12 protein-coding genes and 1 riboswitch are annotated in these 13,662 nt (G+C 73.6%); of the genes, 5 read left to right on the top strand and 7 right to left on the bottom strand.

All coding sequences use genetic code 11. The features are described 5' to 3' along the window. The 4 genes from lysS to F5972_RS33360 all read right to left on the bottom strand — a co-directional run. The coding region (lysS, locus tag F5972_RS33345) for a lysine--tRNA ligase (RefSeq protein WP_150939557.1) at positions 1-1,625 on the bottom strand (1,625 nt) is incomplete at its 3' end. Between the two features lie 59 nt (positions 1,626-1,684). Beyond that, a complete protein-coding gene (locus F5972_RS33350; protein WP_150939559.1) occupies positions 1,685-2,467 on the bottom strand; it encodes a type III pantothenate kinase in 783 nt (260 codons plus the stop codon). A gap of 7 nt (positions 2,468-2,474) precedes the next feature. After that, entirely contained in the window at positions 2,475-4,979 is a 2,505-nt protein-coding gene (locus F5972_RS33355) for an L-aspartate oxidase (RefSeq protein ID WP_150939561.1), read from the bottom strand. Between the two features lie 66 nt (positions 4,980-5,045). Further along, positions 5,046-5,696, bottom strand: coding sequence for a TetR/AcrR family transcriptional regulator (locus tag F5972_RS33360; protein WP_150939563.1), 651 nt, complete (start codon positions 5,694-5,696; stop codon positions 5,046-5,048). 64 nt (positions 5,697-5,760) lie between these two features. On the opposite strand from F5972_RS33360, the gene F5972_RS33365 reads away from it, so the two are divergent. Continuing rightward, positions 5,761-6,417 (top strand): class I SAM-dependent methyltransferase, encoded by a 657-nt coding sequence (locus F5972_RS33365; RefSeq protein WP_150939565.1) that lies wholly within the window; start codon positions 5,761-5,763, stop codon positions 6,415-6,417. A 46-nt stretch (positions 6,418-6,463) separates the two neighbouring features. Here the strand turns inward: F5972_RS33365 and panC are convergent, their stop codons facing one another. Both panC and F5972_RS33375 read right to left on the bottom strand, forming a co-directional pair. Beyond that, positions 6,464-7,315, bottom strand: a complete 852-nt coding sequence (gene panC, locus F5972_RS33370) for a pantoate--beta-alanine ligase (protein ID WP_150939566.1) — start codon at positions 7,313-7,315, stop codon at positions 6,464-6,466. Then, the gene (locus tag F5972_RS33375; RefSeq protein ID WP_150939568.1) at positions 7,306-8,196 is read right to left on the bottom strand and encodes a Rossmann-like and DUF2520 domain-containing protein; all 891 of its coding nucleotides are present in this window, start codon (positions 8,194-8,196) and stop codon (positions 7,306-7,308) included. The genes panC and F5972_RS33375 overlap by 10 nt, the downstream gene beginning before the upstream one ends. Positions 8,197-8,402: 206 nt before the next feature. Between F5972_RS33375 and F5972_RS33380 the strand changes: the two genes are divergently transcribed. Together F5972_RS33380 and F5972_RS33385 are read left to right on the top strand one after the other, a co-directional pair. Then, positions 8,403-9,386 (top strand): SAM-dependent methyltransferase, encoded by a 984-nt coding sequence (locus tag F5972_RS33380; protein ID WP_150939570.1) that lies wholly within the window; start codon positions 8,403-8,405, stop codon positions 9,384-9,386. Beyond that, positions 9,383-9,700, top strand: coding sequence for an antibiotic biosynthesis monooxygenase family protein (locus F5972_RS33385; protein WP_150939572.1), 318 nt, complete (start codon positions 9,383-9,385; stop codon positions 9,698-9,700). Before F5972_RS33380 ends, F5972_RS33385 begins: the two co-directional genes overlap by 4 nt. On the opposite strand, the gene F5972_RS33390 is transcribed toward F5972_RS33385, so the two are convergent. After that, positions 9,680-10,879 carry a cytochrome P450 gene (locus F5972_RS33390; protein WP_225312124.1) on the bottom strand — a complete coding sequence of 400 codons (1,200 nt, stop codon included), beginning with the start codon at positions 10,877-10,879 and terminating at the stop codon, positions 9,680-9,682. The genes F5972_RS33385 and F5972_RS33390 overlap by 21 nt on opposite strands. A 78-nt stretch (positions 10,880-10,957) precedes the next feature. Further along, positions 10,958-11,073: riboswitch (SAM riboswitch) on the top strand. Positions 11,074-11,164: 91 nt separating this feature from the next. Between F5972_RS33390 and F5972_RS33395 the strand changes: the two genes are divergently transcribed. Together F5972_RS33395 and F5972_RS33400 are read left to right on the top strand one after the other, a co-directional pair. Next, positions 11,165-12,397, top strand: coding sequence for an aminotransferase class V-fold PLP-dependent enzyme (locus F5972_RS33395; RefSeq protein WP_225312138.1), 1,233 nt, complete (start codon positions 11,165-11,167; stop codon positions 12,395-12,397). Between the two features lie 81 nt (positions 12,398-12,478). After that, positions 12,479-13,660, top strand: a complete 1,182-nt coding sequence (locus F5972_RS33400) for an NADH-quinone oxidoreductase subunit D (protein ID WP_150939578.1) — start codon at positions 12,479-12,481, stop codon at positions 13,658-13,660. Positions 13,661-13,662: the final 2 nt, after the last annotated feature.

The raw sequence follows: 13,662 nt of genomic DNA on the forward strand, positions 1-13,662 counted from the left end.
AGGCGCGGGCCGGTGTCACGGCCGACGAGCAGCCGGTAGAGCAGGGCGAAGAACGCGCGCTGGGCGGCCTTCAGCTCCGGCGTGGCCGCCTTGGCGTCCATCTCCAGCCCGGCCAGCACCTTCGGCACGCCGTACACGAGCGTGGTCAGGCCGTCGAGCGACCAGTGGTCGTCGAGACCGTCGAGCAGCAGGCGCAGCGACTCCCGCTCCGTCTCGCCGATCGTGTCGAGAAGCTCCTTGTCGGGCGTCTCGCGCACCTGCGTGCGGTCCTCGGCGGGCAGGTAGGTGTTCACCCAGTGCCGGGCGCGGTCGAGCCGCGGCCGCAGCTCGTCCAGCCCGCCGATCTCCGGGTCGAAGGCGCGCAGGATGCGCAGCGTCTGCTCCTCGTGGCCGGTCGCGATGTCGACCACCGAGGCGAGCGTCCGGTACGGCAGCCTGCGCGGCGTCTCGGGCAGCGTCGCGGACGCCGTGCTCGACGCCCGGCGGTAGGCCGACTGGTCGGCCGGCAGCGCCGTCCCGTCCGCGACCTTCCTGGTGAGCGTGTCCCACTCGTCGTACATCCGCTGGATCTCCTGGTCGAAGGAGATCTTGAACGACTGGTTGGGACGGCGGCGGGCGTACAGCCAGCGCAGCAGCGCGGGCTCCATGATCGACAGAGCGTCGGCCGGGGTCGGCACGCCGCCCTTGGAGCTGCTCATCTTGGCCATGCCGCTGATGCCGACGAAGGCGTACATCGGCCCGATCGGCTGCTGCCCGCCGAACACCTCGCGGATGATCTGGCCGCCGACGACGAACGACGAGCCCGGCGAGCTGTGGTCGACGCCCGACGGCTCGAAGACCACGCCCTCGTACGCCCAGCGCATCGGCCAGTCGACCTTCCACACCAGCTTGCCGCGGGTGTGCTCGGAGAGCAGGACGGTCTCGCCGTGCCCGCAGACGCAGGTGTACGACAACGCGGTGGTCTCGTCGTCGTACGACGTGACCGTGGTCAGGTCGCGGTCGCAGAACGAGCAGTACGGCTTGTAGGGGTAGTAGCCCCCCGCGCCGGAGCCGTCGTCCTCGCCCGCGGCCCCCGAGCCCTCCAGGGCGGCGGCCTCGTCGGCGTCCAGGACCTCCTTGGCCTTGGCCTTCTTGGTGCGGTACTGGTCGAGGATCGCGTCGATCCGCCGCCGCTCGCGCATGGCGAGCAGCACCTGCTCCCGGTAGGCCCCGGAGGTGTACATCTCGGTCTGGCTGATGCCCTGGAACTCCACGCCCATCTCCGCCAGCGCGGCGATCATCGGCGCCTTGAAGTGCTCGGCCCAGTTCGGGTACGCGCTGCCGGGCGGAGCCGGGACGGTGGTCAGCGGCTTGCCGATGTGCTCGTTCCAGGAGGGGTCGACGCCCGCGGGGACCTTGCGGAAGCGGTCGAAGTCGTCCCACGAGATGATGTGCACGCACTCGTGCCCGCGCCGCCTGATCTCGTCGGCGACCAGGTGCGGGGTCATGACCTCGCGCAGGTTGCCCAGGTGGATCGGGCCGGAGGGGCTGAGGCCGGACGCGCAGACGACGGGTTTGCCCGGGGCGCGCCGTTCGGCCTCGGCGATGACCTCGTCGGCGAAACGCGCCACCCAGTCGGCGTCCATCACGTCAGTCCTCTCTGAACGGGATCCTGCCTTCTATGGTCCCGTACGCGAGGGAGTCGTCAGGACGTGTTGCGGACGTAGACCAGCCGCAGGCCGATGAGCGTGAGCCAGGGCTCGTGCACGTCGATCGTACGGGCCTCGCCGATGACGAGCGGCGCGCCGGTGCCCGTGGCGACCACGGTGACGTCGTCGGGGTCGGTGGCGAGCTCGGCCGTCATGCGGTCCACGATGCCGTCGACCAGCCCGGCGAAGCCGTAGAGGATGCCCGACTGGAGCGCCTCCACGGTGTTCTTGGCGATCACCGACCTCGGCCGCACCAGCTCGACCTTGTGGAGCTGCGCCCCGGCCGTGGCCAGCGCGTCCACCGAGATCTCCAGGCCGGGGGCGGTCACCGCGCCGACGTACTCGCCCCGGGCCGAGACCGCGTCGAAGGAGGTCGCCGTGCCGAAGTCGACGATCACGCAGGGCCCGCCGTACAGGGCGGTGGCGGCGAGCGCGTTCACGATGCGGTCGCTGCCGACTTCCTTGGGGTTGTCCATCCGGACCGGCACGCCGGTGCGGACGCCCGGCTCGACGACCACCGCGTTGACGTCGCCGTAGTAGCGCCGGGACATCTCCCGCATCTCGTTGAGCACCGACGGGACCGTGGAGCAGATCGCGATGCCGCTGATGTCGGCGTCCTTGAGCAGCGGCGACTGCCCGAGCAGGCCCTGCAGCACCACCGCGATCTCGTCCGCCGTACGGCGGGGATCGGTCGCGATCCGCCAGTGCTCGATGACCTCTTCACCCTCGAACAGGCCCAGCACCGTGTGGGTGTTGCTGACGTCGATGGTGAGCAGCATCCCCCGATTATGCCCCACGAAGATCTAGACCCAGGTCGAGTGCCGGGGCCGAGTGGGTGAGCGCGCCGACCGCCAGGTAGTCGACCCCGGTCTCGGCGACCGCGCGGGCCGCGTCCAGGGTCAGCCCGCCGCTCGACTCCAGCCGCGCCCGGCCGGCCACCAGGCGTACGGCCTCGGCGAGCTGGTCCACGGTGAAGTTGTCGAGCAGGATCTCGTCGGCGCCCTCGGCGAGGACCGGCTCGATCTGGTCGATCCGGTCCACCTCGACCTCGATGGGCAGGCCGGGGAAGGCCCGCCGTACGGCGCGGAAGGCCTCGGCGACGCCTCCGGCGGCCACGACGTGGTTGTCCTTGATGAGCGCGGCGTCGTGCAGGCCCATCCGGTGGTTGACGCCACCGCCCGCCCGTACGGCGTACTTCTCCAGGACGCGGAGGCCCGGCAGGGTCTTGCGGCTGTCGCGGACGCGGGCGCCGGTGCCCTCGACGGCGTCCACCCAGCGCCGGGTCTGGGTGGCGACGCCGGACAGGTGGGTGAGGAAGTTGAGCGCGGTCCGCTCCAGCGTGAGCAGGTCGCGGGTGGCGCCGCGCACGGTCATCACCACGTCGCCGGGGCGCACCCGGTCGCCGTCCGCGGCGTGCCGCTCGACTTCGGCTCCTCCGGCGGCCTGGCGGAAGACGGCCTCGGCGACGGCGAGGCCGGCGACCACGCCCTCCGTCCGCGCCACCACGTCGGCGACCGCGCGCTGGCCGGCCGGGATCGTGGCGACCGAGGTGACGTCCTGTCCCCCGGCCAGGTCCTCGTCCAGGGCGGCGCGGACGAGGCCGAGCACGGCGTCCGGGTCGAGGCCGTCCGCGTGCAGTTCCGTCCGCAGGTCCTCGTGGGGCGTGTACGTCAAGGTCAGTCCCTCCGCCGTCAGGGCGATGTCGATGTGCGCCCGCCAGCGGGCGTCGTCGCGGTCGGGGTGGTCCTCCCGCCAGTGGGAGCCGCGCGTCTCCTCGCGCACGGCCGCCGCGGCGACCAGCGCGGACGCGACGGTGAGGAGGTTGGTCGCCTCCCACGACTCCGTGCAGGGCTCGACCGCGACCGGGGTCCAGCGGGCGTCGGAGAGCGCGCGGGCGACCTCCGCGAGGCTGCGGTCGCCGCGCAGCACCCCGGCGCCGCGGCTCATGTGGCCCTGGATCCGGGCGCGGGTACGCGGGTCCACCAGCCCCTCGGGCCGGTCGTCGCGCGGGGCCGGCTCGCGCGGCGTGAGGGCGCGCGCGGCCAGGTCGGCGGCGATGCGCTCGCCGTAGACGAGCCCTTCGAGCAGCGAGTTGGAGGCCAGCCGGTTGGCGCCGTGGACGCCCGTGCAGGCCACCTCGCCGCAGGCGTACAGGCCGGGCACGCTGGTCCTGCCGTACAGGTCGGTGCGCACGCCGCCGCTCGCGTAGTGGGCGGCGGGGGCGACGGGGATCGGCTCGGTGACGGGGTCGATGCCGTGCTCCCGGCAGACGGCGAGGATGGTCGGGAAGCGGGTGCGCCACTTGTCCTCGCCAAAGCCGGTGGCGTCCAGGAAGACGTGGTCGGCGCCGGTCTCGTCCATCCTGCGCATGATCGCCTTGGCGACGACGTCGCGGGGCGCGAGGTCGGCCAGTTCGTGGACGCCGCGCATGAAGCGATCGCCCGCCGCGTCGACGAGCACCGCGCCCTCGCCGCGCACGGCCTCGGAGACGAGGGGCTGCTGACCGGTCGAGCCCTCCCCGAGCCACAGCACCGTGGGGTGGAACTGCACGAACTCGATGTCCCTGACCACCGCGCCGGCCCGCAGGGCCAGCGCGACGCCGTCCCCGGTGGACACGACGGGGTTGGTGGTGGCCGCGTAGATCTGGCCCATGCCGCCGCTGGCGAGCACCACGGCCCCGGCCCGTACGGCGCCCACGCCGTCGCGGGCGCCCTCCCCCATCACGTGGAGCGTGACCCCGCAGGCGCGGCCCTCGGCGTCGAGGAGCAGGTCGAGGGCGAGGGCGTGCTCGATGACCTCGATGCGGGGCTCGGCGAGCACCGCCTCGGCCAGCGCCCGCTGCACCTCGGCGCCGGTGGCGTCGCCGCCCGCGTGGACGATGCGGTTGCGCCGGTGCCCGCCCTCGCGGGTGAGCTGGAGCCCGCCGTCGACGTCCCGGTCGAACTCGGCGCCGTGGCTCATCAGCCGCTTGAGCGCGTCCGGGCCCTCGGTGACCAGGATCCGTACGGCCTCCTCGTCGCACAGGCCGACCCCGGCGACGAGCGTGTCCCTGAGGTGCTCGTCGGGCGTGTCCTCGGGGTCGAGGACGGCGGCGATCCCGCCCTGCGCCCAGCGGGTGGACCCGGCCGACAGGACGTCCTTGGTGACCACGAGCACCCGTGCCCGCGGGTCGAGCTCGACGTGGCGCAGGGCCACGGTGAGGCCGGCGATTCCGGAGCCGATCACGACCGCGTCGGCCTCGACGGTCCAGCCGGGTGCGGGGGCGGTGAGTCTGCGTGCGAGCGCCACCATGAGGGGATCCCCTTTCGTCATAATGACGATAACGCCCTTCGTGGAGTGGTGCCGCCCCGCCCCCTCCTACAGGGGGCGCGGTGCGGGGTCGGTGCAGAGCTGGGCGGCCAGAGTGGCGTAGGCCCATTCCTCCCACCGGTCCGGCGACCAGCCGCGGTCCTGGACGAAGAGCAGATAGAGCTGCGGGCTGAGCAGGCAGAACAACAGGTCCGCGGCCGTCGCGACGGAGACGTCCGGGCGGGCGTCGGGCTTGCCGGCCAGCGCCTCGGCCACGGCGTGCAGCACGATGTAGCGCGGGTCGGGGCCGTCGGGCCACTGCGCGGCGATCTGCGGGTCGGCGGCCCCGGCGGACGCGATCATCGGCATGATCGGGGCGACCCTGCCGAGGATCTCGCCGGTGCCGCGCACGTGCGCGCGCAGCTGGCCGGCCGCGGTGGGCTCGGCACAGGCGGCGCGGAACCACTCACGGTCCATGACGGCCACCGGCTCGGCGTCGCCGGCGATGGACGTGTCGACGACGTCCTTGAACAGCGCGCGCTTGTTGCCGAAGACGAAGTAGACCGTCTGGACGGCCACGCCCGCCCGGTCGGCGACCTCCTGCAGGCTCGTCGCCCCGTAGCCCTGCGCGACGAACAGCTCCCGCGCCGCCTGGATGACCTTCTCCCGGGTGCGGCGTGAGCGCTCGGCCCGTTTGTCCGGCCGCTTGACGGTGTCCATTGCGCGAGTATATCTCTAGAGTTCAACACTAGAGTTCAACTCTAAGAATGGGGAGCGAGAGGCGATGGACACACCGAACACCGTCCGGGACGCGGGCGGGGCCGAGGCCGGACGGGATGACGAGGAGGCGGTGCGCCGAGCGCTGGAGGAGTACTACCGCGCCGGGAAGCCGCCGTGGGACACCGGCGTGACACCGCCCGAGCTGGTCGCCCTGATCGAGGGGCACGGGGAGGGCCACGGCGCCGCGCTGCCGCCCGGCCGCGCCCTGGAGCTCGGCTGCGGCACCGGGACCAACGCGATCTATCTGGCCCGGCACGGCTGGGAGGTCGTGGCCGTCGACCTGGTCGGCCGCGCGATCGAGCTGGCCCGGGAGCGGACGGAGGCGGCGGGAGTGGACGTACGCCTGCTGCACGGAGACGCCACCAGGCTCGACGAGCTGGACGCGCCCGGCCCCTTCGACCTGTTCTTCGACCTGAGCTGCTACTGCGGCATCCCGCCGCACCGCCGCGACGCCTACGTCACCGGGCTCACCCGCCGCGCCGCTCCCGGCGCGCGGCTGCTGATGTTCGGGTACGGCCCCGAGGCGTTCGACGACACGTTCTCCGGCGTCACCGCCGACGAACTCCGTGCCCGGTTCGCCGGCTGGGATCTGGTCGACGTCACACCCGGCACGAACCCGGTGCCCACCTTCTGGTTCACACTCCGCGCCCGGAAAGCCTGAGCCGGCCGGTGGCCTCCGGGGTCCCGGCACTCGTGAGGCCGGGCCCCTACAGCGTGAGGACCATGTTGTCGATCAGACGGGTGGCGCCCACCTTGGCGGCGACGGCCAGGACCGCCTCGCCGCGGTGGTCGCCACCCACCGGCGCGAACGTCGCGGGATCGGCCAGGATCAGGTAGTCGAGCAGCAGCGGCGGGGCGAACCGGGCCGCCTCCTCCAGCACGGCCCGGGCCGCGTCGAGGACCCCGGCCGGCCCGGCCTGGGCCCGCGCCGCACCTGCGCTCAGGGCCCGCGACAGCGCGAGAGCCGTACGGCGGTCGGCCTCCGACAGGTAGCGGTTGCGGCTCGACAGCGCCAGCCCGTCGGGCTCCCGTACGGTCGGGGCGGCCACGATCGACACCGGGACGTCGAGGTCGGCCGTCATCCGCCGGATCAGCGCGAGCTGCTGGGCGTCCTTCTGCCCGAAGACCGCGACGTCCGGCCGCACCAGGTTGAACAGCTTGAGCACCACGGTCAGCACGCCGTCGAAGTGGCCCGGGCGGAAGGCGCCCTCCGCCGTACCGCCCATGCCGCCCGCCGAGACCTCCACCTGCCGGTCGGGCAGGTACATGTCCTCGGCGGAGGGCGCGAAGACCACGCTCACGCCCTCCTCCTCGCACACCAGGAGATCGGCGTCGAACGTGCGGGGATAGCGGGAGAAGTCCTCGTGGGGACCGAACTGCAGGGGGTTGACGAACACGCTCACGACCACGTGGTCGGCGTGTTCGCGTGCCAGCCGGACCAGCGACCGGTGGCCCTCGTGGAGCGCCCCCATCGTGGGGACCAGGGCGATCCTGCCCGCGCCGAGGGCGTCCCTCGCCTTGCCGAGGGCGGCCCGGTCGGCGGCCACGGTCACGTCCATATGTTCCCTCCCAGGGCGTCCAGCAGGCGTTCGGCCGCCTCCGGCTTGAGCAGCCCCGCCGCCAGCGCCCGGTCGGCGGTGAGCCGCGCCAGGGCGACGTACGCGTCCGCGGCCTCGGGGGCGGCCAGGATGAGCGCGTCCACGTGCTTGCGCACGGTGCCCGCGTCGCCGCGGACGACCGGCCCGGTGAGCCCGCCGATGCCGAGACGCAGCACGTTGTCGAGGGCCGCGCCGAGCAGCGGCCCGAGCATGCGGCCGGGATGCTCCACGCCGATCTTCGCGAGCAGCTCCTGCGACTCGGCGATGAGCGTCACCATGTGGTTGGCCGCCCCGGCGATCGCGGCGTGGTAGAGCGGCCGGTCCTGGTCGGCGATCCACACCGGCTCGCCGCCCATCTCGATGACCAGCGCCTCGGCCACCGGCCGCAGCATGTCCGGCGCGGTGACGCCGAACGAGCAGCCGTTGAGCTTGGTCAGGTCGTCGCTCCGGCCGGTGAAGGTCATCACCGGATGCAGCGCGAGCGGCAGCGCCCCCGCCTCGGCGGCGGGGTCGAGCACGCCGAGGCCGTACGCGCCGCTGGCGTGCACGAGCAGCTTGCCGCGCAGGTCGGCACCGGTGGCGGCGAGGCCGGAGACCAGGCCGGGCAGCACGTCGTCCGGCACGGTCAGCAGCACGAGCTCGGACCTGGCGATCACCTCGTCCGGCCTGCTGAGCGTGAGGCCGAGACGGTCTGTGGCGCGCCGGTGCGACGCGTCGGACACGCCGCTGGCCGCCACCACACGATGACCCGCGAGCATGAGCGCGGCCCCGAGCACGGAGCCGACCCGTCCCGCGCCGAGCACTCCCACGGCGAGCCGCGCCGGGCGGTCACTTGTGTCCATGACGCCTCCCCTCGGTTCAGCGTAGCGGCGGCGCTCCCGCCGGCCCGGTGCCAGGTCGTGCCTCACGGATCAGGCCATGCCGAGCATGACCACGGCGGGCCCGACGGTCGGATTTTGTCCCGTTTCTAACGGGCCTATGTTGAGCTACAGGTACGAATGTGACTGATTTTCGCCACGGCCCGCGCGTGTCGGTAGCGTGATGCGGTGTGGAGGTCACCTGGCGGGAGGCCGTCGAGCGCGCGCTCTACGGCGCGGAGGGCTTCTACCTGCGGGAGCGCCCGGGCCGCCATTTCCGCACCTCGGTCCATGCCTCACCGGTCTTCGCCGAGGCGGTGCTGCGCCTGCTGGAGCGGGTCGACGCGGCCCTCGGGCACCCGGGCGCGGTCGGCTTCGTGGACGTCGGCAGCGGTGACGGCCTGCTGGCCGCCCGCGTCGTGGCCGCCGCGCCGCCGGGCCTCGCGGCGCGACTGCGGGCCGTCGCGGTGGACCTGTCCCCCCGGCCCACCGGCCTCGATGCCCGGGTCGCCTGGGAGCCCGAGGTCCCGTACGGGATCACCGGGCTGGTGGTCGCCAACGAGTGGCTCGACAACGTGCCCCTCGACGTCGCCGAGATGACCCCCGCGGGCCCCCGCTTGGTGCTCGTCGACCCGGCGACCGGGGCGGAGCGGCCCGGTCCCGTGCCCGATCCGGAGGACCGCGCCTGGCTGGACCGCTGGTGGCCGCTGGGCCGGGCCGGGGAGCGCGCGGAGATCGGCCGCCCGCGCGACGAGGCGTGGGCCTCGGTGATCGCGCGGCTGGCCCGCGGCACGGCGGTCGCCGTCGACTACGCCCATCTCGCCGGGCGGCGCCCCACCCTCGGCACACTGGCCGGTTATCGCGACGGCTCGGCGGTGCCAGCCGTACCGGACGGGTCGTGCGACGTCACCGCCCACGTCGCGCTGGACGCCTGCGCGGCGGCCGGCGAGCGGGCGGGCGCGCGGGCGACCACGCTCACGACGCAGCGGGAGGCGCTGCGCGACCTGGGGGTCACCGGCGCCCGGCCGCCGCTCGCGCTCGCGTCCGCCGACCCCGCCGGCTACGTACGCGCCCTCGGCCGGGCCTCCCAGGAGGCCGAGCTCATCGACCCCGCCGGTCTCGGCGGCTTCGGCTGGCTCATCCAGTCCCGGCAGCAGGGAAGGGAGACATCATGATCGCGAGAATCTGGCGCGCGAGCGCGACCCCGGAGGGCGCGGACGGCTACGAGCGGCATTTCACCGGCGCGGTCCTGCCCTCCCTGCGCGGCGTGGCCGGGCACCGCGGCGCCTACCTGCTGCGGCGCGACGCCGACGGCCGGGTGGAGATCGAGGTCATGACGCTGTGGGACTCGATGGACGCGATCCGCCGCTTCGCGGGGGACGACCCCGCCACGGCCGTCGTCGAGCCCGCGGCCCGGGCCGTCCTGCTCGGCTACGACACCACGGTCACCCACCACACGGTCAGCGTGTCACACGGCGACCTTCAGTGATTCCAGGCCGCGCATGATGTAGCTGGGCTTCCAGGTCGGCTCCTCAGCGAGCTCCAGGCGGGGCGCGAGGCGCAGCAACGCGCCGAACGACTCCGCCATCTCGACCCGCGCCAGCGGAGCGCCCAGGCAGAAGTGGATGCCCGCGCCGAACGAGATGTGTGGATTGTCCACCCGGCCGACGTCGAGGCGGTCGGGGTCGGCGAAGACCTCGGGGTCCCGGTTGGCCGAGCCGAACAGCAGCGCGACCTCCGCGCCCCGGGGGATCGTCACCCCGCCTGCCTCGACGTCCTCCAGCACCCACCGCTCGAACATCTGCGCCGGGGTGTCGTAGCGCAGCAGTTCCTCGACCGCCGCCGGCATCAGGCCCGGGTCGGCGCGCAGCCGCTCCAGCTCGCCCGGGTTGCGGAACAGCGCCCACCACCCGCTGCCGGTGGCGTTGACCGTGGCCTCGTGCCCGGCGTTGAGCAGCAGCACGCAGGTGCCGACCAGCTCGTCCTCGGTGAGCCGGTCGCCGTCGTCCACGACCTGCGCGAGCGCCGAGATCATGTCGTCACCCGGCCGCTCCCGGCGGGCCCTGGCCAGGTCGCGCAGGTACGCCGCGAACTCGGTCGCGGCGCGTACGGCCGTGTGCTGGGCTTCGGGCGAGGGGTGCAGTTCGTACATGCCGCAGATGTCCGCCGACCAGGGGCGCAGGAGGTGGCGGTCGGCCTCCGGCACGCCCAGCATCTCGGCGATCACCGTGACCGGCAGCGGCTCGGCGACCTCGGCCAGCAGGTCGCCGCCGCCGCGCTCGACCAGGCCCTCGGTCAGCTCCATCGCGATCCTCCGTACGCGCGGGCGCAGCGACTCGACCATCCGGGGCGTGAACGCCTTGGACACCAGGCGGCGCAGCCGGGTGTGGACCGGCGGCTCCACGTCGAGCATCCCGGCCCGGATCACCCGCCAGAAGGGCTCCTGGAAGTCCGGCTCGGGCTCCCGGCCGAACTCCTCGTGCGTCGCCGTGTGCAGGTAGGACCGGCCCAGGCGGCGGTCGCGCAGCAGCGCGTTCACGTCGGCGTGCCGGGCGACCAGCCACTGCCCGGCCGGTTCGAAGAAGCTGACCGGATCGTTGTCCCGCAGGTCGCGGTAGGCGTCGTACGGGTGGGCCACGAACTCCGGATTCCAGGGATCAAACCTCACATTGGACACCATAACGGTAAAGCGCCTCTCACCAGGGGACTTGCCCGATGGGCCGTTCTCCGGGTTATAGTGCGCTCAGGTCATGAGTGCCAGCGTCAAGCCCCGGCTTGCTGGCCGGCAACCCTCGCGCTCGCGGCGGGGTGCCCCGGGTGAGGACCGGGTCCGGCGTGTGGTGCGCCGGGCAAGCGCGGGCTCCGCCGTACGACGCCATGGCCGGGGTCCCTGACCCGAGGAGGCCTGGCGTTGTCCGCTCTCACCTTCGTCCCGCAGCAGCCCGTCAACCCCGTGTCCGAGCAGGTGCGCGTACCGGCGGTCGTGGGCGCCGACCTGGAGGTCCCGGTCCGGGGCGGCCGGCTCGTGCCGTACGCGAACCTCGACTACGCGGCGAGCGCGCCCTGTCTGGAGCCGGTGAACGCCGCCGTCGCGGCGGCGCTGCCGGCCTACTCCAGCGTGCACCGGGGCGCGGGCTACGCCTCGCAGCTCACGACCCAGCGGTACGAGCAGGCCAGGCACACCGTGCGGGCCTTCGTCGGCGCCCGCCCCGGCGACGCCCTCGTCTTCGTGCGCAACACCACCGACGCGATGAACCTGCTGGCCCGCAGCCTCCCCGAGGGCACCACGGTCGTCGTGTTCGGCACCGAGCACCACGCCTCGCTGCTGCCCTGGGCCGACGCCGTACGGCTCGCGCCCCCCGCCTTCCCGGGCGAGGCCGTCCGGGCCGCCGACGAGGCCCTCGCGGCGATCGAGGGCCCGGCCCTGCTCGTCGTGACCGCCGCGTCCAACGTCACCGGAGAGCTGTGGCCGATCGCCGGGCTCGCGCACATCGCCCACCGGCACGGCGCGCGGATCGCCGTGGACGCCGCCCAGCTCGTCCCGCACCGCGGTCTCAACCTCGCCGCGCTCGACCTCGACTACGTCGCCTTCTCCGGGCACAAGCTCTACGCGCCGTTCGGCGCGGGGGTGCTCGTCGGGCGGCCCGACTGGCTCGCCGCCGCCGATCCCTACCTGCGCGGCGGCGGAGCCGTACGGGCCGTGGGCGAGACCACCGAGTGGAGCGACGACCCCGAGGCGCGGCACGAGGCGGGGACGCCCAACGTGCTCGGCGCGGTCGCGCTCGCCGCCGCCTGCGACGCCCTCGCCGCGACCGGCTGGACCCCGCTGGTGCGGGAGGAGGAGCGGCTGCTCGCCCGCCTGCGCGCCGGGCTCGCCGCGATCCCCGGCGTACGCGAACTGTCGCTGTGGGGGCCGGACCACCCGCGGGTCGGGATCGTGTCGTTCGTCGTGGAGGGCCGCCCGGCCCGGGAGGTCGCCGAGATCCTGTCGGCCGAGCACGGCATCGGCGTCCGGGACGGCAAGTTCTGCGCCCACCCCTTCGTCCGCCACCTCCTCGGCGACGCCGACGACGAGGGCTGCGCCGACGGCACGGTCAGCGCCGTACGCGCCTCGATCGGCATCGGCACGACCGAGGAACACGTCGACCGCCTCATCGCCGCCCTCCGCGAAATCACCCCCGCCTGAACACGGGCACCCCCGGGAGGTTGATCCAGGGGATGGGCGGGCGGGCCGGGGCTTTCGCCGGGGCGTGAAAGCATGGACGGTATGACCGAGCAGGACGGCCCGCGGATCGAGCGAGTGGTGGGCATCGGCGCCGGGGCGGACGCGGTGCGGCCGCGGGAGCTCGCGACCGAGGACCTGGTCCTCAACGTCGGGCCGCAGCATCCGTCCACGCACGGGGTGCTGCGGCTGCGGCTCGTCCTGGACGGCGAGCGGATCGCGGCCGCCGAGCCGATCGTCGGCTACATGCACCGCGGCGCGGAGAAGCTCTTCGAGGTGCGCGACTACCGGCAGATCATCGTGCTGGCCAACCGGCACGACTGGCTGTCGGCGTTCGCCAACGAGCTGGGCGTCGTGCTCGCGGTCGAGCGGATGATCGGCATGCAGCCCCCGGCCCGGGCCACGTGGGCCCGGACCCTGCTGGCCGAGCTCAACCGCGTGCTCAACCACCTGATGTTCCTTGGCGGCCATCCCCTGGAGCTGGGCGCGGCCGGCCCGGTCTTCCCCGCCTTCCGGGAGCGGGAGACGCTGCAGTACGTCATGGAGGAGATCTCCGGCGGCCGCATGCACTACATGTTCAACCGCGTGGGCGGGCTCAAGGAGGAGCTGCCCGAGGGCTGGCTCGGCCGCGTGACCACCGCCGTGGCGGCCGTGCGGCGGCGGCTGCCCGACATCGAGGAGCTGGTCACGGGCAACGAGATCTTCGTGGCGCGCACCCGCGGGGTCGGCGTGCTCGACCGTGAGACGATCATGCAGTACGGCGTGAGCGGCCCGGCCGCGCGGGCCTCGGGGGTGGACTTCGACCTGCGGCGCGACGAGCCCTACCTCGCGTACGGCGAGCTGCCCGTGAAGGTCGTGACCCGTTCGGCGGGAGACTGCCAGGCGAGGTTCCAGGTGCTGCTCGACCAGGTCAAGGTGTCCCTCGACCTCGCCGACGCCTGCGTGGAGCGGCTGCGCCACCTGCCGCCCGGCCCGATCAACCAGCGCCTGCCGAAGGTGCTCAAGGTGCCGGAGGGCCACACGTACGCCTGGACGGAGAACCCGCTCGGCCTCAACGGCTACTACCTGGTGTCACGCGGCGAGAAGACCCCCTGGCGGCTCAAGCTGCGCAGCGCCTCCTACAACAACGTCCAGGTGCTCCGCGAACTGCTGCCCGGCCACACGGTCGCCGACCTGATCGCGATCCTCGGGTCGATGTTCTTCGTGGTCGGCGACATCGACAAGTAGGG

The organism is Microbispora cellulosiformans, assembly GCF_008728085.1.
GTDB classification, from domain to species: Bacteria; Actinomycetota; Actinomycetes; order Streptosporangiales; family Streptosporangiaceae; genus Microbispora; species Microbispora amethystogenes.

Bases quoted from the DNA above. Each gene is read 5' to 3' on its own strand.
- F5972_RS33350 (WP_150939559.1), bottom strand. From the start codon at position 2,467: ATGCTGCTCACCATCGACGTCAGCAACACCCACACGGTGCTGGGCCTG.
- F5972_RS33355 (WP_150939561.1), bottom strand. From the start codon at position 4,979: ATGGTGGCGCTCGCACGCAGACTCACCGCCCCCGCACCCGGCTGGACC.
- F5972_RS33360 (WP_150939563.1), bottom strand. From the start codon at position 5,696: ATGGACACCGTCAAGCGGCCGGACAAACGGGCCGAGCGCTCACGCCGC.
- F5972_RS33365 (WP_150939565.1), top strand. From the start codon at position 5,761: ATGGACACACCGAACACCGTCCGGGACGCGGGCGGGGCCGAGGCCGGA.
- panC (WP_150939566.1), bottom strand. From the start codon at position 7,315: ATGGACGTGACCGTGGCCGCCGACCGGGCCGCCCTCGGCAAGGCGAGG.
- F5972_RS33375 (WP_150939568.1), bottom strand. From the start codon at position 8,196: ATGGACACAAGTGACCGCCCGGCGCGGCTCGCCGTGGGAGTGCTCGGC.
- F5972_RS33385 (WP_150939572.1), top strand. From the start codon at position 9,383: ATGATCGCGAGAATCTGGCGCGCGAGCGCGACCCCGGAGGGCGCGGAC.
- F5972_RS33400 (WP_150939578.1), top strand. From the start codon at position 12,479: ATGACCGAGCAGGACGGCCCGCGGATCGAGCGAGTGGTGGGCATCGGC.